Origin of the sequence: Buchnera aphidicola (Aphis craccivora) (genome assembly GCF_005082145.1) — a bacterium.
Taxonomy (GTDB): domain Bacteria; phylum Pseudomonadota; class Gammaproteobacteria; order Enterobacterales; family Enterobacteriaceae; genus Buchnera; species Buchnera aphidicola_U.
Map to the genome: position 1 here is coordinate 525,074 of NZ_CP034897.1, position 24,601 is coordinate 549,674.

Consider the following 24,601-nt stretch of genomic DNA (forward strand, 5'->3'; position numbering starts at 1 on the left):
TCTGAATAAAATTAATATCATAATAATATTTAAAAATATGAACTATCAAATACTAGCAAGAAAATATCGTCCTCAATATTTTAAAGAAACAATTGGTCAAAAACATATTATAACTTCTATATGTAATGCAATTTCTATGAATAAAATCCATCATGCATGGTTGCTTTCTGGAACTAGAGGAATAGGAAAAACTACTATTGGTCGATTATTAGCTAAAAGTTTAAATTGTCAAAAAAACATCACTTCTATACCCTGTAGAAAATGTAACATTTGCAAAGAAATAGAACAAGGAACTTCTCTGGATTTTATCGAAATAGATGCCGCTTCTAGAACAAAAATAGAAGATATGAAAGAAATTTTAGATAATATTTATTACGCTCCAATTAAAAGTAGATTTAAAATATATTTAATTGATGAAGTGCATATGCTTTCTCGACACAGCTTTAATGCACTTTTAAAAACTCTTGAAGAACCACCTAAACATGTTAAGTTTATTTTAGCAACAACAGAAATAGAAAAAATACCTAAAACTATTATATCTCGTTGTTTATATTTTACACTGAATATATTATCTGAAGAAGATATCTTTGATCATTTGCAATTTATTTTAAATAATGAAAACATTGATTTTGATAAAGATGCTTTAAAAATAATATCTGAATACTCTAAAGGCAGCATGAGAGATGCATTAAATTTATTAGAACATGCTATAAGCTTTAGTAAAAATAATATTACTTTAAATAATATCAATAAAATGTTAGGAATTCCAAATAAAAAAAATATTTATTTATTAACTAAGTTTTTATTAGAAAAAGATGCTAAAAAAATGATGCTTCTATTAAGTAAAATGGAGAAAATAGATATAGAATGGGAAAATATTTTAATAGAGGTATTACGTATATTACATCATATTGCTATGATAAAAACATACCCGTTAGAATGGAATTCAAACATTTATAAACACTATCAATACAACATAGAAGAATTAGCACATAAGAAAAATAAAAAAGATATTCAAATATGTTATAGAATTTTACTAAATGGAAGAAAAAAATTAATTTTTTCACCTAATTATAAAATAGGTGTAAAAATGACATTACTTGAAGCAATTACAGAGATAAAAAAGAACATTTATAAAAAATAAGTAATAAATTTTTCATTAAAAATTTTAAAAGTGAGAAAATTATGTTTAGTAAAGGTGGATTAGGAAATTTAATGAAACAAGCTCAACAAATGCAAGAAAAAATGGCAAAAATGCAAGAAGAAATAGCTAAAATAGAAGTTACAGGAGAAGCTGGAGCAGGATTAGTAAAAGTAACTATTAACGGATCTCATAATTGTAGACGAGTAGAAATAGATCCAAGTTTATTAAAAGATAATGATAAAGATATGCTGGAAGATTTAGCAGCAGCTGCATTTAATGATGCAACTAGAAGAATATCTGAAGTTCAAAAGAAAAAAATGTCTTCTATATCCACTGGAATACAATTTCCTCCAGGTTTTAATATGCCAATATAAACTTTAAAATTTTTAATTTTTTAAATAAATTTTTAAAAAATATTATAAATTTTAATTTAATAAAGGATTTTTTCATGAATACACAAAAAAAAGAAACATATAATTTTCAATCTGAAGTAAAACAATTATTACATTTAATGATTCATTCTTTATATTCAAATAAAGAAATTTTCTTAAGAGAATTAATATCTAATGCATCAGATGCAATAGATAAATTACGATTTGAATCTATATCATCACCAGAATTATATAATAACACTCCAAAAATTCAAATTTCTATTAATAAAGCACAAAGAACGCTAATTATTAGTGACAATGGAATTGGAATGACAAAAAAAGATATAATTGAAAATTTAGGAACAATTGCAAAATCAGGAACTAAATCTTTTTTAAAATCTTTAGAAAATAAAAAAACCAATGTAAAAAACGAATTAATTGGTGAATTTGGAGTTGGTTTTTATTCATCTTTTATAGTTTCAGATAAAGTGTTAGTAAGAACAAAATTTGCTAAAAATAAGTCTAATGATGGAATATTATGGGAATCTTCAGGAGAAGGTGAATACAATATAACGAATATTATAAAAAAAACACAAGGCACTGAAATTACATTATTTTTAAAAAAAGAAGAAGATGAATTTTTAGAAACATGGAAAATTAAAAATATTGTTAATAAGTATTCCGATCATATTACTGTACCAGTAGAAATACAAACATACGACAAAAAAAACAAAACATATTTTTGGGAACAAATAAATAAAGCACAAGCGTTATGGACTAGAAATAAATCTTCTATTAGTGATAATGAATATCATGAATTTTATAAATATCTAACAAACGATCAACATAATCCTATTACTTGGAGTCATAATCACGTAGAAGGTACTCATGAATATACAAGTTTATTATACGTGCCAGAAAAAGCAGCTTGGGATATTTGGAATAGAGAAAATAAACATGGTTTAAAACTATATGTAAAACGTGTTTATATTATGGACAACTCTCAAGAATTTCTGCCTAATTATCTCAGATTCATTAGAGGTATAATAGATTCAAATAGTTTACCTTTAAACGTATCCAGAGAAATATTACAAAATAATTCTATTACTCAAAACTTAAAAAAAGCGTTAGTGAAAAGATCGCTAAAAATGTTAGATAAATTATCTAAAAACGATAATGAAAAATATCAATCTTTTTGGAACCAATTTGGACTAGTTTTAAAAGAAGGACCTGCAGAAGATAATGAAAATTTAAGTTTAATAGCTAACCTTTTACGATTCACATCAATCAAAAATAATAGTTCAGAGCAAAAAATTTCATTAAAACAATATGTATCTAATATGATTGAAAAACAAGAAAAAATATACTATATAACAGCTGATAGTTATATATCTGCAAAAAATAGTCCACATCTCGAATTATTCAATAAAAAAGACATTGATGTTTTATTGTTATCAGATAGAATTGACGAATGGATGATGAATTATCTTGTTGAGTTTGAAGGTAAAAAATTTCAATCTATTAGCAAAGAAGACTCATCATTAAATAAACTTGTAGAAGAAAAATTAATAAATAAAGAAGAAACATCAAAAGAAATCATTGATTTCTTAAGTAGAGTTAAAAAAGTACTGGGTAATAAAGTAAAATCTGTTAGATTAACAAATAGATTAACAGAAACTCCATGCATTGTTTTAAGTGATTCAAATGAAATGAGCACACAAATGGCGAAACTTTTTACTGCTGCAGGACAACCTGTTCCAGAGTTAAAATATATATTTGAAATCAATCCAAAACATGAATTAATCAAAAAAATATCTAAAATTAGTGAAAAAGAAATATTTTCAGAATGGATAAAATTATTATTAGATCAGTCATTATTTGCTGAAAAAGGAAATTTAGATAATCCACATAAATTTATTTCTAGAATGAATAAATTATTTGTACAATTATAAAAATGTGATTACTACTTATTTATAGTAGTAATCTTAATCTTATAACTATTTAAAAATAAAAAGTAATTATGCGTATTATCTTATTAGGTGCACCAGGTACTGGAAAAGGAACTCAATCCAAATTTATTACAGAAAAATATAAAATCCCGCAAATATCTACAGGAGATATATTACGAGAACATATTAAATTAAAAAATAAAATTGGAAAAACAGTATATAAAATTTTAAAAAATGGAGAATTAGTTTCAGACAATATTGTTTGTGATCTTATTTATGAAAGAATAAATCAAAAAGATTGTATTAAAGGTTTTTTACTAGACGGATTTCCAAGAACAATCAAACAAGCAAAGTATATATCGAATTTAGGTATTAAAATAAATTTTGTTTTTGAATTTATTGTACCAGATGCATTAATCCTTCAAAGGATATCAGGCAGAAGAATACATTTACCATCAGGAAGAACTTATCATATTCACTTTAATCCTCCGCAACAAGAAGGAAAAGATGATATAACTAAAGAAAAACTTATTATTCGAGAAGATGATAAAATTGAAAGTATTCAAAATAGACTTGAAAATTATAAAAAAAATAATAATATGTTAATTAAATATTATTTAAAAGAAGAAAAGTTAAAAAAATTAAAATTGTTTCAAATTAATGGAGTTAAACAACCTAATATTATAAAAAAAGAAATACAAAACATAATAGAAAACAATTTTTGCGTTCTACAGGATTCGAACCTGTGACCTACGGCTTAGAAGGCCGTTGCTCTATCCAGCTGAGCTAAGAACGCATAAAATATAATATAAAATTTACCATTAAAATAATATATATGCAACTAAATTAACATTATGTTCAAAAAATATATTAAATAATAATAATTTTAAATTAAATAAAAAATTAATTGAGTTACTAAATAATGGCAGCAATAATTATAGATGGTAATAAAATAGCAAAAAATTTAGAAATAAATATTTTAAAGAAAATAAAGAAAAGAAAAAAATATGGAAAGAGAATTCCAGGCTTAGCAATGATTTTAATAGGAAATAACTCTGCTTCTCAAATTTATGTAAATAAAAAAATATTAGCATGTAAAAATGTTGGATTAATTTCTAAATACTGGAATTTTCCAAATACTGTTAAAGAAGAAAACATATTACATCTTATTGATAAATTAAATAATGACATTAATATAGATGGTATTTTAATTCAACTACCTATTCCTAAAAAAATAAATCATTTTAAAATTTTTACAAGTATTAGACCAGATAAAGACGTAGACGGGTTTCACCCATATAATACAGGATTATTATGCCAAAGAAACCCTACCTTAAGAGCTTGCACTCCAAAAGGAATAATTACTATGTTAAATTACATGAAAATTAAAACTCATGGACTCAATGCAGTCGTAGTAGGAGCATCTAATATTGTAGGAAGACCAATGTGTTTAGAATTATTGTTAGCAGGATGCACAACAACTATTACACATAGATTTACTAAAAATTTAAAAAATCATGTAAATCATGCTGATTTATTAATTGTTGCTATTGGAAAACCAAATTTTTTAAAAGGAAGCTGGATAAAAAAAGAGTCTATTGTAATTGATGTAGGAATTAATCGATTAAAAAATGGTTGTATAGTTGGTGATGTTGATTTTAAATCAGCATCTTTGAAAGCTTCTTATATAACCCCAGTTCCAGGTGGAGTTGGGCCTATGACCGTTATAACATTACTTCAAAATACATTAGAGGCTTGCGAAAAATATCATGATATTTAAAAAACTTTAAAACAAGTATATTTATTTTTTATATTTCCAAAACGTTTTATTAGAAGAATCTTCTAAAATTACATCTAATTTCATTATTTCGTTTCGTAATTGATCAGCTTTTTTCCAAAGTTTCAAGTTTCTATAAATATTTCGTTTTTCGATTAAAATTTCAATTTTTTTTATTTTTTCCTGACTAAAAAAAGATTTTTTTTGTAAAAAATGCTCAGGCTCTTCTAATAAAAAATTTAAACTAGCAGCTAATTTTTTTAATCGAAAAGCAAGTAAATTGGATTTATATAAATTATGTTGTTTAAAATAATTAACTTTTCTGGCTATTTTCATTAAAACGGAAAATGCTTCTGGAGTATTAAAATCATCATTAATTGCATCATAAAACATCGATTCTAAATTCATTCCAACTGCAGAATTAGAAATAGGATCTGTATTATATAATGTATTATATAAATAATTTAATGATAATTCTGCTGTTTTTAAATTTTTTTCAGAATAATAAATAGGATGACGATAATGTGTAGATAGAAAAAAATAACGTAATACTTCAGGTTGATATTGTAATAAAATATCTTTTAAAAAATATGCATTGTTTAATGATTTAGACATTTTTTGATCATTTATTATAACCATACCAGAATGCATCCAAAAATTAACCTTAAATTTATCATTAAAACATCTTGATTGAGATATTTCATTTTCATGATGAGGAAATAAAAGATCTGAACCACCTCCATGAATATCTATATGATTTTTAAAAGAAAAATTTGTAATTGCTGTACATTCGATATGCCATCCAGGCCTTCCTCTCCCCCAAGGGGATTCCCAAAAAAATTTATCTTTTTCTTTCGACTTTTTCCAAAGAACAAAATCTAATGGATTTTTCTTTATTGTATTTGAAGTAATGCGCGTATTAGAAACTAAATTTTTTAAAGATTGACGAGATAAAGAACCATAACTTTCATCACTATGTATTGAAAAAATAACATCACCTTGACTATTTATATATGCATGTTTATTTTTAATTAATGTTTTAATAATTTGAATAATATCATACATATGTTCTGTAACTCGTGGCTCTTGATCTGGAGAATCAATTCCTAAATGAAAAAAGTCCTGCTTCATTGCATCTATCATTGAATTTGTAAAAGTTTTAATATCTATTTCTTTTTCTAAAGATTTTAAAATAATTTTATCATCAATATCTGTAATATTTCGAATGTATTTTACTTGAAAACCTAAAAATCTTAAATAACGTACTATCATGTCAAATACAACAAAAGTACGTGCGTGACCGATATGACAAAAATCATAAACAGTAACACCACAAACATATAAATTAATTTTTTTATTTTTAATAGGTTTAAATTTTTCTTTTTTTCCAGTTAATGTATTAAAAAATTTTAACATAATTTTCCTATAAAAAATTTCAAATAAAAATAATATAAAATATATTATTTTCTATATTGTCAATATGATAAACTAATTATATTATTTTTAATTTTAATATTTTAAAAGTTTTATATGTATAAATTAAATTTTAAAGTATATAAAAATATTGAAATATACGTTAATTATTAAAATAATTATATGTTCTTTATAGAATATTTTATAAAATTTATTCTAAAATCAGAAATATTTTATAAAAAATAAAACCAGGATTAATTAATGAAGACAAAATTACGAGAAATGTTAAAATTCCCTTGTTTTTTTACTTATAAGATCATTGGTTTAGCTCAACCTGAACTTATTGATCAAATAATAAAAGTCATTCAAATTCAGATTCCTGGAGATTATACTCCTCAAGTTAAATCAAGCAACAGGGGCAATTATATTTCTATTTCAATTACAATATGTGCTAAAAATTTTAAACAAATTGAAACATTATATCATGATATTAGTCGGATAAATATGGTCAGAATGGTTTTATAAAAAATGAATAATATATAAAACTATAAAATTTATTTTCATATAGTACAGCTCGATAAAGAGCCGTACTAAAAAACAGTTAATTATTATCTATAATATTTTTATTATATTTCAAAATATACAGATACTCTACAAACTAATAACGTTAGCAGCAGATGGCCCCTTTGCTCCTTCAGTAATTTCAAACTCAACACTTTGACCTTCTGCTAAAGTTTTAAACCCATTACTTTGTATAGCTGAAAAGTGAACAAAAACATCTTTACTTCCGTCTTCTGGAGTAATAAAACCAAAACCTTTAGATTCATTAAACCACTTAACATTACCTTTAATCTTGGACATCTATATTACCTTCACATAAAAATATACTAAATTAAAAAACGAACTAAAATAATTATAAATGATTTTTATCATAAAAAGATAAAAAATCAAAAATAATATAAAATTTTTAATAGATTAACATGTAAATCTATTGTTAGCTAGAAAGTAATGTACTTAAAAAAGAATTTTTTATATTTATTTCTATAAAAAATAAAAATTTTTATAAAACATTCAATATTCTTATAATTACTTATTTTTTAAAAAAATCTTTTTTTTTACATATAAAAAAACCCGAAAAAATTTTTTCGGGTTTTTATATGCCTGGAATTTACCTACTCTCACACGGGGAGACCCCGTACTACCATTGGCGATGAAGCGTTTCACTTCTGAGTTCGGAATGGATTCAGGTGGTACCACTACACTATTTTTACCAGGCATTTTATTTTATAATGCTATTATAATATATATATATATTAATACAACAATAAATTCAGTAAAACAAGCTTTTTATTAAATTTATTTTATTTAAAACACCTCTGGTGTTGTAAGGTTAAGCCTCTCGGGTCATTAGTACTAGTTAGCTCAACATATTGCTATGCTTACACATCTAGCCTATCAACGTTGTAGTCTTCAACGTCCCTTCAGTAAACATTTCTGTTTCAGGGAAGATTCATCTTGAGGCAAGTTTCGTGCTTATATGCGTTCAGCACTTATCTTTTCCGCATGTAGCTACCGGGCAATGCCATTGGCATGACAACCCGAACACCAGTGATGCGTCCACTTCGGTCCTCTCGTACTAGAAGCAGCCCCCCTCAATCTTCCAGCGCCCACGGCAGATAGGGACCGAACTGTCTCACGACGTTCTAAACCCAGCTCGCGTACCACTTTAAATGGCGAACAGCCATACCCTTGGGACCTGCTTCAGCCCCAGGATGTGATGAGCCGACATCGAGGTGCCAAACACCGCCGTCGATATGAACTCTTGGGCGGTATCAGCCTGTTATCCCCGGAGTACCTTTTATCTGTTGAGCGATGGCCCTTCCATACAGAACCACCGGATCACTAAGACCTGCTTTCGCACCTGCTCGCATTATCATGCTCACAGTCAAACTGGCTTATGCCTTTGCACTAAACTCACGATGTCCGACCGTGATTAGCCAATCTTCGTACTCCTCCGTTACTCTTTGGGAGGAGACCGCCCCAGTCAAACTACCCACCAGACACTGTCTCTACACCGGATAACGGCGTTAGGTTAGAACACCAAATTTTAAAGGGTGGTATTTCAAGATTGGCTCCATTAAAACTAGCGTTTTAACTTCATAGCCTCCCACCTATCCTACACATTAAAATTCAGAATTCAGTGTCAAGCTATAGTAAAGGTTCACGGGGTCTTTCCGTCTTGCCGCGGGTATACTGCATCTTCACAGCAATTTCAATTTCACTGAGTCCCAGGTGGAGACAGCCTGGCCATCATTACGCCATTCGTGCAGGTCGGAACTTACCCGACAAGGAATTTCGCTACCTTAGGACCGTTATAGTTACGGCCGCCGTTTACCGGGGCTTCAGTTCAGAGCTTCAAGTTTCCTTTAACCCCTTCGATTAACCTTCCGGCACCGGGCAGGCGTCACACCGTATACTTCCACTTTCGTGTTTGCACAGTGCTGTGTTTTTAATAAACAGTTGCAGCCAGCTGGTATCTTCGACTAGCTTTAGCTCAAGGAGAAAATCCTTTCACTTAAACTAGCGTGCCTTCTCCCGAAGTTACGGCACTATTTTGCCTAGTTCCTTCACCTGGGTTCTCTCAAGCGCCTTAGTATTCTCTACCTAACCACCTGTGTCGGTTTTGGGTACGATTTAATTTTATCTGAAGCTTAGAGGCTTTTCTTGGAAGCGTGGTATTAGTTACTTCATCACCTTAATGATTCGTCATCATGCCTCAGATTAAAGATAACCGGATTTTCCTAGTTATCATACCTACACACTTAAACCAGGATAACCGTCACCTGGATAACCTAACCTTCTTCGTCCCCCCTTCGCAATAAAATCAAGCACAGGAATATTAACCTGTTGTCCATCGACTACGCTTTTCAGCCTCGCCTTAGGTGTCGGCTTACCCTGCCCCGATTAACGTTGGACAGGAAACCTTGGTTTTTCGGCGAGCAGGTTTTTCACCTGCTTTATCGTTACTCATGTCAGCATTCGCACTTCTGATACCTCCAACATATTTTACAATATATCTTCAACAGCTTACAGAACGCTCCCCTACCCAGTAAAAAAATTAATTTTTACTGCCGCAGCTTCGGTGCATAGTTTGAGCCCCGTTACATCTTCCGCGCAGGCCGACTTGACCAGTGAGCTATTACGCTTTCTTTAAATGATGGCTGCTTCTAAGCCAACATCCTGGCTGTTTATGCCTTCCCACATCGTTTCCCACTTAACTATGACTTTGGGACCTTAGCTGGCGGTCTGGGTTGTTTCCCTTTCCACAACGAACGTTAGCACCCGCTGTGTGTCTCCCGTGATAGCATTCTACGGTATTCGGAGTTTGCATCGGATTGGTAAGCCGGGATGGCCCCCTAACCGAAACAGTGCTCTACCCCCATAGATGAATTCACGAGGCGCTACCTAAATAGCTTTCGGGGAGAACCAGCTATCTCCCGGTTTGATTGGCCTTTCACCCCTAGCCATAGGTCATCCGCTGATTTTTCAACATCAGTCGGTTCGGTCCTCCAGTTGGTTTTACCCAACCTTCAACCTGCCCGTGGCTAGATCACCGGGTTTCGGGTCTGTATCCTGCAACTTAACGCCTATTTAGGACTCGGTTTCCCTTCGGCTCCCCTATTCGGTTAACCTTGCTACAGAATACAAGTCGCTGACCCATTATACAAAAGGTACGCAGTCACATTTCATATTTCCAAATGCTCCCACTGCTTGTACGTATACGGTTTCAGGTTCTATTTCACTCCCCTAGCCGGGGTTCTTTTCGCCTTTCCCTTACGGTACTAGTTCACTATCGGTCAGTCAGGAGTATTTAGCCTTAGAGGATGGTCCCCCTATATTCAAACAGGATTTCTCGTGTCCCGCTCTACTTTTTGAACCCACAAAATATTTTATTTCATATACTGGGCTATCACCATGTATCGCTGAATTTTCCAAATCATTCTATTATAAAATATTTTGATTATAGTTCTGGGCTTTTCCCTTTTCGCTCGCCACTACTAAGGGAATCTCATTTGATTTCTTTTCCTCAAGGTACTTAGATGTTTCAGTTCCCTTGGTTTGCTTTATTAATCTATTTAATTCAATTAATAATGATACAAAATGTATCGGGTTTCCCCATTCGGATATCGACGGTTATAGCGCTTCATATCAGCTTACCGACGCTTTTCGCAGATTAGCACGTCCTTCGTCGCCTCTGACTGCCAAGGCATTCACCATATACGCTTATTTGCTTAACCTTACAACCCACAGGTGTTTTTATAATAAAAAAATATATGCTTGTTTTCCGAATTTTTAAAGAGCTTTATTTATATATGTTTTTTAACATTTTCTAAAGAATAACACAATAATTTAAATTAGTATATAATTAATTTTAAAAAAATTATTTTTATTTCGTCCCCTAGGGGATTTGAACCCCTGTTGCCGCCGTGAAAGGGCGATGTCCTAACCTCTAGACGAAGGGGACTTTTAGTTATATATAAAATTATTGTTTTATATTAAGTAAATAATACAGATCGAAAAAAAAGAGTCAAGTATTTTTTTGATATTCAGCAAATATATAAAATTTTTATTCATTATATTTTAAGTGTTTATAAATTAATTCATATAAAAAAATTAATTTTTATTTAATATATCAATAATATAATCTGTTTTCGGTAAAATACCATGCCATTCTAAAAAAGAATGAGCTGCTTGAAAAACTAGCATTCCTATTCCATCTGCAACATACTTTGCATTTATTTTCATGCACCAATTAAGAAAAGGAGTATTCTCTAATCCATAATTCATATCATAAAAAAAAGTTTTAGAAGATAACAAAGATAATGGAATCAAATTATTTTTATATTGAACATTTCTAGATAATCCATTAATTACTAAATCAAAAAAATTATTTTTTAAATCATTTTTTTCAAATATCTTAATATTTCCATATTGTTTAAATTGATTAACTACACTTATAGCATTCGAAACTGTTCTATTTAAAATATAAACTGAGCATCCTAACGATAAAATTGATAAAAGCACGCCTTGAACAGCTCCTCCAGCCCCTAATATCAATATAGAAAAATTCTTTTTTATGAATTTTAATCTATTTAAATCAGATAATAATCCAACACCATCAGTGTTATCTCCTAAAATGCATTTGTTATCTATTTTTTTTAATGTGTTTACAGACTTAGCAATTTGAGCTCTTTTACTTAATTTATTAGAAAGAAAATATGCTTCTTTTTTAAAAGGTGAGGTAACATTAGCTCCTTGAATATTATTTTCAAAAAAATAATTAACTAATAAAGAAAATTGGTTTAATGGAATATTAATAGCTTTATAAATATGTAAAATTTTAGTTTGTTTCGCAAAAAAATTATGAATTTGAGGAGATTGACTATGATGAATAGGATTTCCAAATAAAGCATAATTAAAATCTTCATTTTTGTGTTTACGCATAACGAATTAAATTTCCATTCATAATATTAATTATTTTAGAAGGATTTTTTTCATCTCCTATATTACCATTAAATAATGGAAAATCTTTTCCAAAATTTTTTAAAACACTTTCTCTAGTAAGACATGGAGGCATATTTGAAAAATTAGCACTTGTTGATATTAACGGCTTTCCAAAAGTATTACATAATTTAACAATGCTTAAATGGTTGCTAATACGTACTGCTATATTATTAGACTTTCCGGTTAACCAATAAGGAGTTAAAGAACTTGATGGAACCAAAAATGTAAAATGTCCAGGCCAATAATGAAACATATTTTTTTTTTGATTAACTGAAATTTTAGTTTCATCAATATATTTTTTTATTTGATTATAATAAGCAGCTACTAATATAAAACCCTTTTTTATATTTCTTTTCTTTAAATTTAATAATTTGTCTACAGCTATTTTACTATCAGGATCGCATCCTAACCCAAACATAGATTCTGTAGGATATGCAATTATTTTTTTACAATATAATTTTTGTATACAGTATACTAATGAATTTAAATGAAAATTTTTGATCATTGAATAATTCTCATATAAAAATCTTATTTGTTTAAAAACTTAATGTATTGTTTCTGTTGTAAAATTGAATAATAAATTTTCAAGTTTTTTATAAACTATTTCACATCCTGGAGCATTAAATAAAACAATTAAAATAATCCATTTCAAATCCTCAAGATTTAACTCGTTTATTTCTAAAGCCATAATTCTTTCAATAATCATTTCACGCGTATCGAAAGTTAATATTTCTAATTGTTCTAAAAAAAGTATAAAACCACGACAATCAGAATTCAATTTAAACAATTCTTCTTGATTATAAATTCGTGTTGAAATTTGATTTGAGGCTAAACTAATAGATGAAAGGTTGTTTTTTTTATAACAAGATAAATTTTTTAGCCAGCGTAGTGCATTATAAATATCTTTTCGTTGAAAACCTATATCTGACAAATCATTTGTTAGACTTTCATAATCAATAGACATTTCTGATTCACTATGAACATAAGTTTCAAATAAATATATTAATATTTCAAACATTATATCCTCAACTACATATCGAAAAAATTTAAATATTTAATAATATATTTTACATATTATTTTTAAAAATGTTTTAAATGTTTAATATATAAAACTTTTTAATATATTAAAAATTAGTAAATTCATTTAATAATGATTAATTTCTATATCAACTAAAAATGAAAAATTTTTAAAAGTCTTAAAAGTTAACTTTTAATTATATTAAAAGAGTTTATACTATAAAATTAAATAATTTTACAAATAATATAACTAAATATATGTCTGTTTTAAAAATATTACAATATCCAGATCAGAGATTAAGACTTATTGCAAAACCTATTAATAAAATTACAAAAGCAATAAAAAATTTAGCTTATAACATGTTGGATACTATGTATACAAATGAAGGTATTGGTTTGGCAGCAACACAAGTTAATATTCAATTGCAAATGATAGTTGTTAGTAAAGAAAATTTAAAAAAAGAACATTTAATACTTGTGAATCCTAGAATTGTCGAACAAAAAGGAAATATTAGTATTCAAGAAGGATGTTTATCTATTCCAGAGTACCGTGCTTTCATACCACGATCAGATTACATTAAAGTAAAAGCTTTAAACTTATTTGGAAAAGAAATAGAAATAGAAGCAAATTCAATATTTTCTGTTTGTATACAACATGAAATTGATCATTTGAAAGGAAAATTATTTATAGATTATTTATCTTTATTAAAAAAAGAAAGAATTGAAAAAAAAATTAACAAAATAAACAAAAAAAATAAAATACTTGAAAAGGACATAAAATAATTTGAAAAAACTAAAAATTATTTTTGCAGGAACATCATATTTTTCTGAAAAACATTTATCTGCTTTAATTAAATATAAATACAATATAAAAGCTGTAATTACTCAACCAGACCGTCCATCTGGAAGAGGTCAAAAAATAATTTTTTCTCCTGTAAAAAAAACAGCAATTAAAGAAAATATTCCTATTTTACAACCATTAAAACTAGATGATGAAAAATTTCAAAAAATAATCTTAAATTTTTCTGCAGAAATTATGATAGTAGTTTCATATGGTCAAATAATACCGGAAAAAATGTTATCTATGTTTCCAAAAGGATGTATTAACGTTCATGCTTCATTATTACCTAGATGGCGAGGAGCATCTCCGATTCAATCGTCAATTTTATTTGGAGATAAAAAAACCGGCATAAGTATTATTAGAATGAATAATAAAATTGATGCTGGAAATATAATAATGTTAAAAGAATGCAAGATCTCTTCTCAAGAAACATCGGCAACATTATCTTTAAAACTCATTAAAATTGGAATTGAAACATTACTAAAATCTTTATATCAAATAAATAATAATATCTGGATCGAAACTAAGCAAGATGAAAAACATGCTACTTTTTCAAAAAAAATTCTTAAATCAGATGCATTATTAAATTGGAATAAAGACGCAGATTTTTTAGAAAGACTAATACGTGCTTTTAATCCTTGGCCAATATGTTATTTTATTATGGATCAACTACCTATTAAAGTTTGGAAAGCAAGAGTAATAGAAAATACTATTTATAATCATATAACAGGTAAAATTATTTCTATTGATAAAAGTGGAATACAAATAACTACAAAAAACAAAATATTAAATGTTGAAAAAATACAAATGCCTGGTAAAAATATTTCAAATATACAAGAAATAATACTTTCAAAAAAACATAATTTTAAACTTGGTAAAATATTATCATAAAAATATTTTAATTTTATTTATATAATATACGAGCAAACGGTATACTTCCGTTTGCTTAATTATATGACAATATTTATTTTTAAATATCAGTTTTTATATTTTTAAGGCTATTTAATTTTGTCTTTTTTTTTACACGATCAACCAGCTCAATATAAGCCATAGGAGCTTTATCTCCTGCTCGAAATCCACATTTTAAAATACGCGTATAACCACCGCATCTATTAGAAAAAATAGGGCCTAAATTTTGAAATAATTTAGCGACTACTTCATTATTTCTAACTCTTGAAAAAATTAATCTTCTACGAGCAACACTATCTATTTTAGAAACAGTAATCATAGGCTCGACAATTCGACGAAGTTCTTTCGCTTTTGCTAATGTAGTTTTTATTATTTCATTTAAAAATAATGAACACGCCATATTTTTAAATATGGCATTACGATGGCTACTATTACAATTTAACTGACGACCAATTTTCCGATGTCTCATAATTTTATACCTTCATAAAAACCATCAATAATATATTAATGTATATACGTGATAAATAACAAAAAATTATTCTTCTAAAATATTTAATGGAGGCCATTTTTCTAATTTCATTCCAAGAGATAAATTACGAGAAGCTAATATATCTTTAATTTCAGTTAATGATTTTTTACCTAAATTAGGTGTTTTTAAAAGTTCAACTTCTGTTTTTTGTACCAAGTCACCTATATAATGTATAGATTCAGCTTTAAGACAATTAGCTGATCGTACAGTTAGCTCTAAATCATCTACGGGACGCAATAAAATAGGTTCAAACTCAGGTTTTTCTTCTTTAACCTCTGGTTCTTTAACATCTCTTAAATCAACAAATGCTTCTAATTGTTCCGATAAAATAGTTGCAGCACGTCTTATGGCTTCTTCAGGATCAATTGTACCATTTGTTTTCATTTCAATAATTAATTTATCTAAATCTGTTCTTTGTTCAACTCGTGCAGCTTCAACATTATAAACAATACGATTAATAGGACTATAACATGCATCAACTAATAAACAGCCTATAGGCCTTAAATCATCCTCTACATGTACTCGAGAAGAAGCTGGAATATAACCTCTTCCGCGTTGTACTTTAATTCTCATTTGAATAGAAGCATTGTTATCTGTTAAGTGACAAATAATATGATTTGGTTTTATAATCTCAACATCGCTATCATGTATAATATCTGCAGCAGTTACACAACAAATTCCTGATTTTTTTAAAGTGATAAAAACTTCATCTTTCCCATGTAACTTAATTGCTAATCCTTTTAAATTTAATAAAATTTCTAAAATATCTTCTTGAATTCCTTCTTTAGTACTGTATTCATGTAAAACACCGTCAATTTCTACTTCTGTTACAGCGCAACCTGGCATAGAAGATAACAAAATTCTTCGTAATGCATTGCCAAGAGTATGACCAAAACCACGTTCTAATGGTTCTAATGTAACTTTAGTATGAGTTGGAGTAATTTGCTCAATATCAACTAAACGTGGTTTTAAAAAACCTATAATAGAATTCTGCACAATAAACCTCTATATCTAATAGTAAACTTATTACTTAGAATAAAGTTCAACAATCAAATGTTCATTAATTTCTGCAGATAAATCTGAACGTTCGGGAAAACGTTTAAAAATTCCTTCCATTTTAATCGAATCTACTTCGATCCAAATTGGTTTTTCTCTTTGTTCAGTTAATTCTAAAGCAGCTTTTATTCGAGATTGACTTTTTGACTTGTTTTTAACAGAAATTCGATCATCAGGAGACACTTGATATGATCCAATATTAACAATATGATTATTAACTTGAATAGATTTATGACTAATCAACTGTCTTGATTCAGCACGAGTACATCCAAATCCCATGCGATATACTACATTATCAAGTCTTCTTTCTAAAATTTGTAATAAATTTTCTCCAGTATTACCTTTTAAACGTGAAGCTTTTTTATAATATATTCTAAATTGTCTTTCTAATACACCATAAAGACGACGTACTTTTTGTTTTTCGCGTAATTGAATTGCATAATCAGACAACCTAGGCTTTCGAATTCCATGTTGTCCAGGTGGATGTTCTAATTTACATTTTGATTCTATTGAACGAAATCCAGATTTTAAAAATAAATCAGTTCCTTCACGTCGACTTAATTTTAATTTAGGACCTAAATATTTTGCCATTTGATTCTCCAATAATTCCTAAAATTTAAACACGACGTTTTTTAGGAGGACGGCAACCATTATGAGGAATAGGTGTAACATCAGTAATATTTGTAATACGAAATCCAGCAGCATTTAAAGCTCTAATAGTAGATTCTCTACCTGGACCTGGACCTTTTACCATTACTTCTAAGTTTTTTATACCATAATCTTTGACTATTTCTGCGCAACGTTCAGCCGCGACTTGTGCAGCAAAAGGAGTTGATTTTCTAGAACCCCTAAAACCAGATCCTCCAGAAGTTGCCCATCCTAAAGAATTTCCTTGACGATCAGTAATAGTCACAATAGTATTATTAAACGAAGCATGAATATGTGCTATACCATCTGTTATTTGTTTTTTTATACGTTTACGTGTTCGAATAACTGAATTTTTTACCATAATTAAAATTACCTAAATTATTTTTTTATTGCTTTTCTAGGACCTTTACAAGTACGAGCATTTGTTTTTGTTCTTTGCCCACGAACTGGAAGACTTTTACGATGACGTACACCACGATAACAATTAAGATCAATTAAACGTTTAATATTTAAAGTTTTTTCTCTTCTTAAATCACCTTCAACGAGATATTTAGCAACATTTTCTCTTAATAACTCAATATCTGATTCTTTTAAATCTATAATTTTCATAGTTTCTGGAATATTTGAATGCATACAAATTATCTTAGATCTTTTTTTTCCAATTCCATATATTGCTGTTAATGCAATTAATGTTTGTTTATTTTCAGGAATATTAATACCTGCAATACGAGCCATTTTATATAATCCTTAAAACTTATTGAGATAAATAAACATATAGACTTATCAATATATATTATAATATTAGTGAATTTCAATAAAGTATTTTACTTTTACTTTAACCTTGACGTTGTTTATGCTTAGGATCATTACTACATATAACTCTTACAACATTATTACGTCGTATAATTTTACAATTTCGACAAAGTATTTTAACAGAAGCTTTTACTTTCATTAAAAAATCCTTAATTATTAAAAACTTTATTTAATTTAACTTCGCTTTTTTCAGTATAGATTCATATTGACTAGACATTATTAAAGTTTGAATTTGAGCAATAAAATCCATAATCACTACAACTACAATTAATAATGATGTGCCACCAAAATAGAATGGAACATTCATAGCACTTCTCATAAATTCAGGAACTAAACAAATAAATGTAATATATAAAGAACCAAATAATGTTAATCTCAACATAATTTTATTAATGTATTTAGCTGTTTGCTCACCTGGTCTAATTCCTGAAATAAACGCACCTGATTTCTTTAAGTTATCTGCAGTTTCGCGAGGATTAAAAATTAATCCAGTATAAAAAAAACAAAAGAAAATAATAGAAGTTATATATAAAACTAAATATAAAGATTGATTTGGTTGAAAATAAAATAAAATAGTTTTAAAAAAACTATATTTTTTATCTATTCCAAACCAAGATATAATAGTCGCAGGAAATAAAACAACACTAGAAGCAAATATCGCAGGTATAACACCAGACATATTCACTTTTAAAGGTAAATGAGTACTTTGTGCTGAATAAATACGACGACCTTTTTGACGTTGAGCATAATGCACAATAATTTTTCTTTGACTACGTTCAATAAAAACAACTAAAAAAACAACTAAAAAAATTAATATCACAACAGATAAAAATAATAATAAATGTAAATGACCTTGCCTAGTCTGTTCAATTGTATGTATTATTGCAGAAGGAAGACCTGCTATTATTCCTGTAAAAATTATAATAGAAATACCATTTCCAATACCGCATTCTGTAATTAACTCTCCTAGCCACATTAAAAACATAGTTCCAGTGATTAATATAATAATTGCAGTAAAATAAAAATAAAAATCTGCATTAATTATAATAGAGCGTACACTAGATATACTAGATAAACCTGTAACAACACCAACTGACTGAAAAAGAGCTAATATTAAAGTAGCATATCTTGTATATTGATTAATTTTATAACGACCTGAATCTCCTTCTTTTTTAATTTCAGACAAAAAAGGCACTACTAAAGTTAATAATTGAATAATAATAGAAGCTGATATATAAGGCATAATACCTAATGCGAAAATAGAAGCACGATTAAGAGCTCCACCAGAAAACATATTAAACATTTCAAAAATAGTACCTTTTTGATTATTTAATATTCTAGCCAAAATTGTAGTATCAATTCCAGGTATAGGAATAAAAGAACCAATACGAAAAATAATTAATGAAATTATTACAAAAATAATTCTACTTTTAAGTTCATTAATACTTTTTTTAGAATTTTTAAAATTCATTCCTAATTTATTAATCATTATTTACCAATTATCCTTCAATTTTACCGCCATTATTTTCAATAGCTATACGGGCGCCTCGAGTAATACGTAATCCACGCAATATTAAAGGTACTTTTAGTTCTCCTGAAAGAATAATTTTTACATATTTAATATTTTTATTAATAATATTTTGTTCTTTTAAAGTATTTAAATCAATTATATTAGTTGATAATTGTGATATTTGAGATAATCTCACTTCGGTAGTAATATTTTTTTTTCTAGATCTAAATCCAAATTTAGGAAGTCTTCTGTATAAAGGCATTTGACCACCTTCAAAACCACGATTTATACTACCACCAGATCTAGATTTTTGACCCTTATGCCCTCTTCCGGCAGTTTTTCCAAAACCAGAACCAATACCCCGACCTAATCGTTTTCGGTTTTTTTTAGATCCATATGATGGAGATAAACTATTTAAATGCATAAATTATTTCTCTTGTATTTTTAAAATATACGATACTTTTTTAATCATTCCTCGAATCGAAGGAGTATCTTCAAGAATAACGGTATGCCCAATATGACGTAATCCTAAACCAAACAATGTTTTTTTATGTCTAGGGATTCTTCCTATTGAACTTTTAATTTGAGTAATTTTAATAGTTTTCATCGATTAAAGTTTACCCTCCTAATATATATTTAATAGATTTATCTCTTTTTGCTGCTATCATTTCTGGAGATTTCATATTAATCAAGCCATTCATAGTAGCTCGAACTACATTAATAGGATTAGTGGATCCATATGTTTTAGCAAGCACATTATGTACTCCAGCAACTTCTAAAACAGCTCGCATAGCACCTCCTGCAATAATACCAGTACCATCTGAAGCAGGTTTCATAAAAATGTTAGATCCGGTGTGAGATCCTTTTAAAGGATGTTGTAAAGTTTTATTAACTAATGGTATAGTAATCATATTACGTCTTGCTTTTTCCATAGCTTTTTGAATTGCTGCTGGAACTTCACGTGCTTTCCCATAACCAAAACCAACTCGTCCATTTCCATTACCTACTACTGTTAAAGCTGTAAATGAAAAAATACGACCACCTTTTACTGTTTTAGAGACACGATTAACAGTTATTAATTTTTCTTGTAATTCATTATTATTTTTTTTTTCAATGTTAGCCATACTATTATTTCACCTTAAAACTTTAATCCAAAATTTCGAGCAGAGTTTGCTAATGCTTTTATACGGCCATGATATTTAAAACCAGAACGATCAAATGAAACATTAGATATGCTTTTTGACAAAGCTCTTTCAGCAATAATTTTTCCAATAATTTTAGCAGCTTCTTTATTTCCAGTATATTTTAAACTAAATTTAATTTCTTTTTCTAGAGTAGAGGCACAAACTAAAACTTTTGATTCAGAAGAAATTATTTGAGCATAAATATGTCGAGAAGTACGATGAATAACTAAACGAGTAGCACCTAATGATTTCATTTGACAACGTAATTTTTTCAATCTACGTATACGAGAGTTTATTTTATAATTTTTAGAAACAATCATTTTACTTTTTTTTAGCCTCTTTTACACGCACAATTTCATCTGAATATCGAATACCTTTTCCTTTATAAGGTTCAGGTTTACGATAAGACCTTAAATTAGCTGCAACTTGTCCGACTAATTGCTTATCTACTCCTTTAATAACAATTTCTGTAGGAGATAAACATTCGACTTCAATATAAGGAGGTAAAGAATATAAAATAGGGTGAGAATACCCTAAAGACATATTAATAATATTATCTTTTGTTATTGAAACACGATAACCTACACCAGAAAATTGCAATTTTTTGCTAAACTTTTTTGATACTCCTGTAATCATCGAAGAAACAAGAGCTCTTGATGTACCGGCTTGTGCCCAACCATCTGAAAAACCTAAACGTGCCGAAAAAGTAATTATATTATTTAAATATTTTATTTCAACTGAAGGATGAATAGTACGTAAAAGATGACCATGTTTTCCTTGAATAGATATTGATTGTGAATTTAATTCAACTTTAATATCTTTAGGAATTGAAATTGGACGTTTAGCAACACGAGACATTTTTCCTCCTTTAAGCCACGTAACATATAATTTCGCCACCGAGACCAGATTTTCGTGCCATATGATCTGTCATAATACCATGAGAAGTAGAAATTATAGCAATACCTAATCCAGCCATAACTTTAGGTAAATCATTCTTTTTTTTATATATTCGTAAACTTGGACGACTTACCCGTTGAATTTTTTCTATTACAGATTTTCCTTTGAAATACTTTAAAATCACTTCTAATTCTAATTTGTTTTTATCTTTTATATTACTTATACTATAATCGTTAATATAACCTTCTTTTTTTAATAATTTTATTATGGAATATTTTAATTTAGAAGAAGGTATTTTAACAGAATATTTGTTCGCTGATTGACCGTTTCTAATACGTGTTAACATATCAGCTACTGGATCTTGCATACTCATTTTTTAACTCCTAAGAAATTTACCAACTAGCTTTTTTTAAACCAGGAATTTCACCTTTCATAGCTGCTTCTCTGACTTTAATGCGACTAAGACCAAATTTTCGCAAAAAAGCATGTGGACGACCTGTTTGACGACATCGATTTCTTTGTCGAGATGGGCTAGAATCACGAGGAAAAACTTGTAATTTAAGTACAGCATTCCAACGCTCTTCTTCTGAAAGATTAGTGTTATTAATAATATTTTTTAATGCCATACGTTGAGTGTAAAATTTATTAGCTAATTTTATACGTTTTGCTTCACGTGCTTTCATTGATTGTTTGGCCATTAGATAACCTTAAATTATATTAATTTATATTATTTACGGAAAGGAAAATTAAACGCAGATAATAATAAATGACCTTCATGATTTGATTTTGCAGTAGTTGCAATTGTTACATCTAATCCGCGAACACGATCAATTTTATCGTAATCAATTTCAGGAAAAATAATCTGCTCTCGTATTCCTAAGCTATAATTTCCTTGACCATCAAAGGAATTAATTGAAAAGCCTCGAAAATCTCTAATACGAGGAATTGCAATACTAATTAAACGTTCTAAAAAATCCCATTTTCTTTTACCACGTAATGTTACTTTGCACCCAATAGGATAACCTTTTCGAATTTTAAAACCAGCCACAGATTTTCTTGCTTTAGTAATTATTGGTTTTTGTCCAGATATTGCAGTTAAATCTAAAATAGCATTCTCTAAAGTTTTTTTATCAGAAGCAGCAGATCCTACACCCATATTTAAAACGATTTTATCAATTCTAGGGACTTGCATAATAGAACTATAATTTAATGTTGTCATAAGATTTTTGACTATTTTTGTTTTATAATAACTATATAATTTAGTCATTAATTGCTCCAAAATATTACAACTATTTTTTAACTGTTTTCCCATTTGATTTGAAAAAACGAACTTTTTTACCTTCTTCGAATCTAAAACCAATACGGTCTGATTTTTTAGACTCTGGATTAAAAATAGCGATATTTGAAATATGTATAGGTGCTTCTTTTTCAAGAATACCACCCTTTTTATTTTGAGAAGGAACGGGTTTTTGATGTTTTTTTACTAAATTTAAACCTTGAATAATTACTTTATTAGGAGATAAAATATTTTTAATTATACCTTTTTTACCTTTTTCTTTTCCTGTTAAAATAATTACTTCATCATTTTGACGAAACTTTAATGCCATTTTATATTCCTTGAATTTTTATTATAAAACTTCAGGAGCTAATGAAATAATTTTCATAAATTTTTCATTTCTTAATTCTCGAGTGACAGGACCGAAAATACGAGTTCCCACTGGTTGTTCATTATTATTTAAAACTACGCAAGCATTATTGTCAAAACGAATAGTAGAACCGTCAGATCTTCTAACTCCTTTTTTTGTTCTAACAACAACTGCTTTTAATACTTCTCCTTTTTTTACTTTTCCTCTAGGTATAGCTTCTTTTACTGTAATCTTAATTATATCACCTATTCTAGCATAACGACGACGAGAACCACCTAATACTTTAATACACATAGCTGAACGTGCTCCAGAATTATCAGCTACATTTAAAATAGTTTGTTCCTGAATCATATTGTATTATTTCCAAATAAAATCATAATATATAATATTTATTTTATAAAATCAGTGATTTTTGTATTAATAAAAAACATGAGCAGACCTAAGTTTGATCATGTTTTAACATGGTTTTAAAAAATAGTTTTTTCAACAACACGAACTAAAACCCAAGATTTAGTTTTAGAAATTGGTCTAGATTCTCGAATTTCTATTAAATCACCTATAGCACACTCATTTTTTTCATCATGAATATGAAGTTTAGTAGTTTTTTTAACAAATTTTTTATAAATCGCATGTTTTACAAATCGTTCAATTGATACTACAGCTGATTTGTGCATTTTGTCGCTTATAACACGACCTTGTAAAATACGAACTTTTTCCATTATTTAAGACGCTCTTTTTCAGTTAATATCGTTTTTATTTTTGCAATATTTCGTCTGACTTTTCGTAATAAATGTGGTTGTTTTAATTTTCCAGATGCAGATTGCATGCGAAGATTAAATTGTTCTCTCAATAATTGTAATATTTCTATATTAAGATCTTGTGAATTTTTTTTTCGAAATTTTAATAACTCCTTCATTACATCACCATTTTAGTTACAAAAGTAGTTTTAATAGGCAATTTTGATGCAGCTAACTTAAACGCTACACGAGACTCTTCTTCAGATACTCCATCTATTTCATAAAGAATTTTACCAGGTTGTATTAGAGCAACCCAATACTCAACATTACCTTTTCCTTTTCCCATTCGAACTTCTAATGGTTTTTGTGTAATAGGTTTGTCAGGGAAAATACGTATCCAAATTTTTCCTTGTCTTTTAATACAACGTGTTATAGCTCTTCGTGCAGATTCAATTTGTCGAGCCGTTAAACGTCCTCGATCAACAGCTTTTAGTCCAAAAATACCAAAATCAATATTAGCACCAATTACAAGACCACGATTTCTACCTTTATGCATTTTACGAAATTTAGTACGTTTTGGTTGCAACATTAATAG

The 24,601-nt window shown here is 28.3% G+C and carries 33 protein-coding genes, 2 tRNA genes and 2 rRNA genes; 8 read left to right on the plus strand and 29 right to left on the minus strand.

Features of this window, described 5'->3' with window-relative positions; genetic code table 11:
* Positions 1-37: 37 nt before the first annotated feature.
* The 4 genes from dnaX (at position 38) to adk (ending at position 4,213) form a co-directional block, all read left to right on the plus strand.
* Positions 38-1,144: a DNA polymerase III subunit gamma/tau gene (dnaX, locus tag D9V60_RS02445; RefSeq protein ID WP_158360754.1), complete on the plus strand. Its 1,107-nt coding sequence runs from the start codon at positions 38-40 to the stop codon at positions 1,142-1,144.
* A gap of 41 nt (positions 1,145-1,185) precedes the next feature.
* The gene (locus D9V60_RS02450; RefSeq protein ID WP_158360755.1) at positions 1,186-1,518 is read left to right on the plus strand and encodes a YbaB/EbfC family nucleoid-associated protein; all 333 of its coding nucleotides are present in this window, start codon (positions 1,186-1,188) and stop codon (positions 1,516-1,518) included.
* 74 nt (positions 1,519-1,592) lie between these two features.
* A complete protein-coding gene (gene htpG / locus D9V60_RS02455; RefSeq protein ID WP_158360756.1) occupies positions 1,593-3,467 on the plus strand; it encodes a molecular chaperone HtpG in 1,875 nt (624 codons plus the stop codon).
* A gap of 68 nt (positions 3,468-3,535) precedes the next feature.
* Positions 3,536-4,213, plus strand: a complete 678-nt coding sequence (adk, locus tag D9V60_RS02460) for an adenylate kinase (protein WP_158360757.1) — start codon at positions 3,536-3,538, stop codon at positions 4,211-4,213.
* On the opposite strand, the gene D9V60_RS02465 is transcribed toward adk, so the two are convergent.
* Positions 4,187-4,260, minus strand: a tRNA-Arg gene (locus tag D9V60_RS02465). The genes adk and D9V60_RS02465 overlap by 27 nt on opposite strands.
* 126 nt (positions 4,261-4,386) lie before the next feature.
* On the opposite strand from D9V60_RS02465, the gene folD reads away from it, so the two are divergent.
* The gene (gene folD, locus D9V60_RS02470) at positions 4,387-5,244 is read left to right on the plus strand and encodes a bifunctional methylenetetrahydrofolate dehydrogenase/methenyltetrahydrofolate cyclohydrolase FolD (RefSeq protein WP_158360758.1); all 858 of its coding nucleotides are present in this window, start codon (positions 4,387-4,389) and stop codon (positions 5,242-5,244) included.
* Positions 5,245-5,265: 21 nt separating this feature from the next.
* Here the strand turns inward: folD and cysS are convergent, their stop codons facing one another.
* Complete coding sequence (cysS, locus tag D9V60_RS02475; protein ID WP_158360759.1) at positions 5,266-6,657, minus strand: cysteine--tRNA ligase; 1,392 nt, start codon at positions 6,655-6,657, stop codon at positions 5,266-5,268.
* A 258-nt stretch (positions 6,658-6,915) separates the two neighbouring features.
* On the opposite strand from cysS, the gene ybeD reads away from it, so the two are divergent.
* The gene (gene ybeD, locus D9V60_RS02480; protein ID WP_053940412.1) at positions 6,916-7,179 is read left to right on the plus strand and encodes a DUF493 family protein YbeD; all 264 of its coding nucleotides are present in this window, start codon (positions 6,916-6,918) and stop codon (positions 7,177-7,179) included.
* A 126-nt stretch (positions 7,180-7,305) separates the two neighbouring features.
* Here the strand turns inward: ybeD and cspE are convergent, their stop codons facing one another.
* The 7 genes from cspE to D9V60_RS02515 all read right to left on the minus strand — a co-directional run bounded on the left by cspE (position 7,306) and on the right by D9V60_RS02515 (position 13,237).
* Entirely contained in the window at positions 7,306-7,515 is a 210-nt protein-coding gene (cspE, locus tag D9V60_RS02485) for a transcription antiterminator/RNA stability regulator CspE (RefSeq protein ID WP_009874442.1), read from the minus strand.
* Positions 7,516-7,813: 298 nt separating this feature from the next.
* A 5S ribosomal RNA gene (gene rrf / locus D9V60_RS02490) occupies positions 7,814-7,929 on the minus strand.
* Between the two features lie 111 nt (positions 7,930-8,040).
* A 23S ribosomal RNA gene (locus tag D9V60_RS02495) occupies positions 8,041-10,952 on the minus strand.
* Between the two features lie 155 nt (positions 10,953-11,107).
* Positions 11,108-11,179, minus strand: a tRNA-Glu gene (locus D9V60_RS02500).
* Between the two features lie 149 nt (positions 11,180-11,328).
* Entirely contained in the window at positions 11,329-12,159 is an 831-nt protein-coding gene (aroE, locus tag D9V60_RS02505) for a shikimate dehydrogenase (RefSeq protein WP_158360760.1), read from the minus strand.
* Entirely contained in the window at positions 12,152-12,724 is a 573-nt protein-coding gene (locus D9V60_RS02510; protein WP_158360761.1) for a Sua5/YciO/YrdC/YwlC family protein, read from the minus strand. Before D9V60_RS02510 ends, aroE begins: the two co-directional genes overlap by 8 nt.
* 39 nt (positions 12,725-12,763) lie before the next feature.
* A complete protein-coding gene (locus tag D9V60_RS02515) occupies positions 12,764-13,237 on the minus strand; it encodes a DUF494 family protein (RefSeq protein ID WP_158360762.1) in 474 nt (157 codons plus the stop codon).
* A gap of 257 nt (positions 13,238-13,494) precedes the next feature.
* On the opposite strand from D9V60_RS02515, the gene def reads away from it, so the two are divergent.
* Together def and fmt are read left to right on the plus strand one after the other, a co-directional pair.
* Entirely contained in the window at positions 13,495-14,019 is a 525-nt protein-coding gene (gene def / locus D9V60_RS02520) for a peptide deformylase (RefSeq protein ID WP_158360763.1), read from the plus strand.
* A 1-nt stretch (position 14,020) separates the two neighbouring features.
* Entirely contained in the window at positions 14,021-14,968 is a 948-nt protein-coding gene (gene fmt / locus D9V60_RS02525; RefSeq protein WP_158360764.1) for a methionyl-tRNA formyltransferase, read from the plus strand.
* 79 nt (positions 14,969-15,047) lie between these two features.
* On the opposite strand, the gene rplQ is transcribed toward fmt, so the two are convergent.
* The 20 genes from rplQ to rplP all read right to left on the minus strand — a co-directional run bounded on the left by rplQ (position 15,048) and on the right by rplP (position 24,595).
* On the minus strand, positions 15,048-15,455 hold the full coding sequence (rplQ, locus tag D9V60_RS02530) for a 50S ribosomal protein L17 (protein ID WP_158360765.1): 408 nt from the start codon (positions 15,453-15,455) through the stop codon (positions 15,048-15,050).
* Positions 15,456-15,521: 66 nt separating this feature from the next.
* Positions 15,522-16,511 carry a DNA-directed RNA polymerase subunit alpha gene (locus tag D9V60_RS02535; protein ID WP_158360766.1) on the minus strand — a complete coding sequence of 330 codons (990 nt, stop codon included), beginning with the start codon at positions 16,509-16,511 and terminating at the stop codon, positions 15,522-15,524.
* Between the two features lie 30 nt (positions 16,512-16,541).
* Positions 16,542-17,162, minus strand: coding sequence for a 30S ribosomal protein S4 (gene rpsD, locus D9V60_RS02540; protein WP_158360767.1), 621 nt, complete (start codon positions 17,160-17,162; stop codon positions 16,542-16,544).
* A 25-nt stretch (positions 17,163-17,187) separates the two neighbouring features.
* Positions 17,188-17,580 carry a 30S ribosomal protein S11 gene (gene rpsK / locus D9V60_RS02545; protein WP_158347961.1) on the minus strand — a complete coding sequence of 131 codons (393 nt, stop codon included), beginning with the start codon at positions 17,578-17,580 and terminating at the stop codon, positions 17,188-17,190.
* Positions 17,581-17,597: 17 nt separating this feature from the next.
* Positions 17,598-17,954, minus strand: coding sequence for a 30S ribosomal protein S13 (gene rpsM / locus D9V60_RS02550; protein WP_158360768.1), 357 nt, complete (start codon positions 17,952-17,954; stop codon positions 17,598-17,600).
* Positions 17,955-18,054: 100 nt separating this feature from the next.
* Entirely contained in the window at positions 18,055-18,171 is a 117-nt protein-coding gene (gene rpmJ, locus D9V60_RS02555; RefSeq protein ID WP_158360769.1) for a 50S ribosomal protein L36, read from the minus strand.
* A 30-nt stretch (positions 18,172-18,201) separates the two neighbouring features.
* The gene (gene secY, locus D9V60_RS02560; RefSeq protein ID WP_158360770.1) at positions 18,202-19,521 is read right to left on the minus strand and encodes a preprotein translocase subunit SecY; all 1,320 of its coding nucleotides are present in this window, start codon (positions 19,519-19,521) and stop codon (positions 18,202-18,204) included.
* Between the two features lie 10 nt (positions 19,522-19,531).
* Complete coding sequence (gene rplO / locus D9V60_RS02565; RefSeq protein WP_158360771.1) at positions 19,532-19,966, minus strand: 50S ribosomal protein L15; 435 nt, start codon at positions 19,964-19,966, stop codon at positions 19,532-19,534.
* Positions 19,967-19,969: 3 nt separating this feature from the next.
* Positions 19,970-20,149, minus strand: a complete 180-nt coding sequence (gene rpmD / locus D9V60_RS02570) for a 50S ribosomal protein L30 (RefSeq protein WP_158360772.1) — start codon at positions 20,147-20,149, stop codon at positions 19,970-19,972.
* A gap of 10 nt (positions 20,150-20,159) precedes the next feature.
* On the minus strand, positions 20,160-20,666 hold the full coding sequence (gene rpsE / locus D9V60_RS02575; protein WP_158360773.1) for a 30S ribosomal protein S5: 507 nt from the start codon (positions 20,664-20,666) through the stop codon (positions 20,160-20,162).
* Between the two features lie 14 nt (positions 20,667-20,680).
* On the minus strand, positions 20,681-21,046 hold the full coding sequence (gene rplR / locus D9V60_RS02580; protein WP_158360774.1) for a 50S ribosomal protein L18: 366 nt from the start codon (positions 21,044-21,046) through the stop codon (positions 20,681-20,683).
* A gap of 1 nt (position 21,047) precedes the next feature.
* A complete protein-coding gene (gene rplF / locus D9V60_RS02585; protein ID WP_158360775.1) occupies positions 21,048-21,584 on the minus strand; it encodes a 50S ribosomal protein L6 in 537 nt (178 codons plus the stop codon).
* Positions 21,585-21,594: 10 nt separating this feature from the next.
* Positions 21,595-21,996 (minus strand): 30S ribosomal protein S8, encoded by a 402-nt coding sequence (gene rpsH / locus D9V60_RS02590; RefSeq protein WP_158360776.1) that lies wholly within the window; start codon positions 21,994-21,996, stop codon positions 21,595-21,597.
* 19 nt (positions 21,997-22,015) lie between these two features.
* Positions 22,016-22,321 (minus strand): 30S ribosomal protein S14, encoded by a 306-nt coding sequence (rpsN, locus tag D9V60_RS02595; protein WP_158360777.1) that lies wholly within the window; start codon positions 22,319-22,321, stop codon positions 22,016-22,018.
* Positions 22,322-22,350: 29 nt separating this feature from the next.
* Positions 22,351-22,890, minus strand: coding sequence for a 50S ribosomal protein L5 (rplE, locus tag D9V60_RS02600; RefSeq protein WP_158360778.1), 540 nt, complete (start codon positions 22,888-22,890; stop codon positions 22,351-22,353).
* Between the two features lie 22 nt (positions 22,891-22,912).
* The gene (rplX, locus tag D9V60_RS02605; RefSeq protein WP_158360779.1) at positions 22,913-23,230 is read right to left on the minus strand and encodes a 50S ribosomal protein L24; all 318 of its coding nucleotides are present in this window, start codon (positions 23,228-23,230) and stop codon (positions 22,913-22,915) included.
* Positions 23,231-23,251: 21 nt separating this feature from the next.
* Entirely contained in the window at positions 23,252-23,620 is a 369-nt protein-coding gene (gene rplN / locus D9V60_RS02610; protein WP_158360780.1) for a 50S ribosomal protein L14, read from the minus strand.
* Between the two features lie 116 nt (positions 23,621-23,736).
* Positions 23,737-23,988 (minus strand): 30S ribosomal protein S17, encoded by a 252-nt coding sequence (rpsQ, locus tag D9V60_RS02615; protein ID WP_158360781.1) that lies wholly within the window; start codon positions 23,986-23,988, stop codon positions 23,737-23,739.
* Entirely contained in the window at positions 23,988-24,185 is a 198-nt protein-coding gene (gene rpmC, locus D9V60_RS02620; protein ID WP_158360782.1) for a 50S ribosomal protein L29, read from the minus strand. Before rpmC ends, rpsQ begins: the two co-directional genes overlap by 1 nt.
* A complete protein-coding gene (gene rplP / locus D9V60_RS02625; RefSeq protein WP_158360783.1) occupies positions 24,185-24,595 on the minus strand; it encodes a 50S ribosomal protein L16 in 411 nt (136 codons plus the stop codon). The genes rpmC and rplP overlap by 1 nt, the downstream gene beginning before the upstream one ends.
* Between the last annotated feature and the right edge of the window lie 6 nt (positions 24,596-24,601).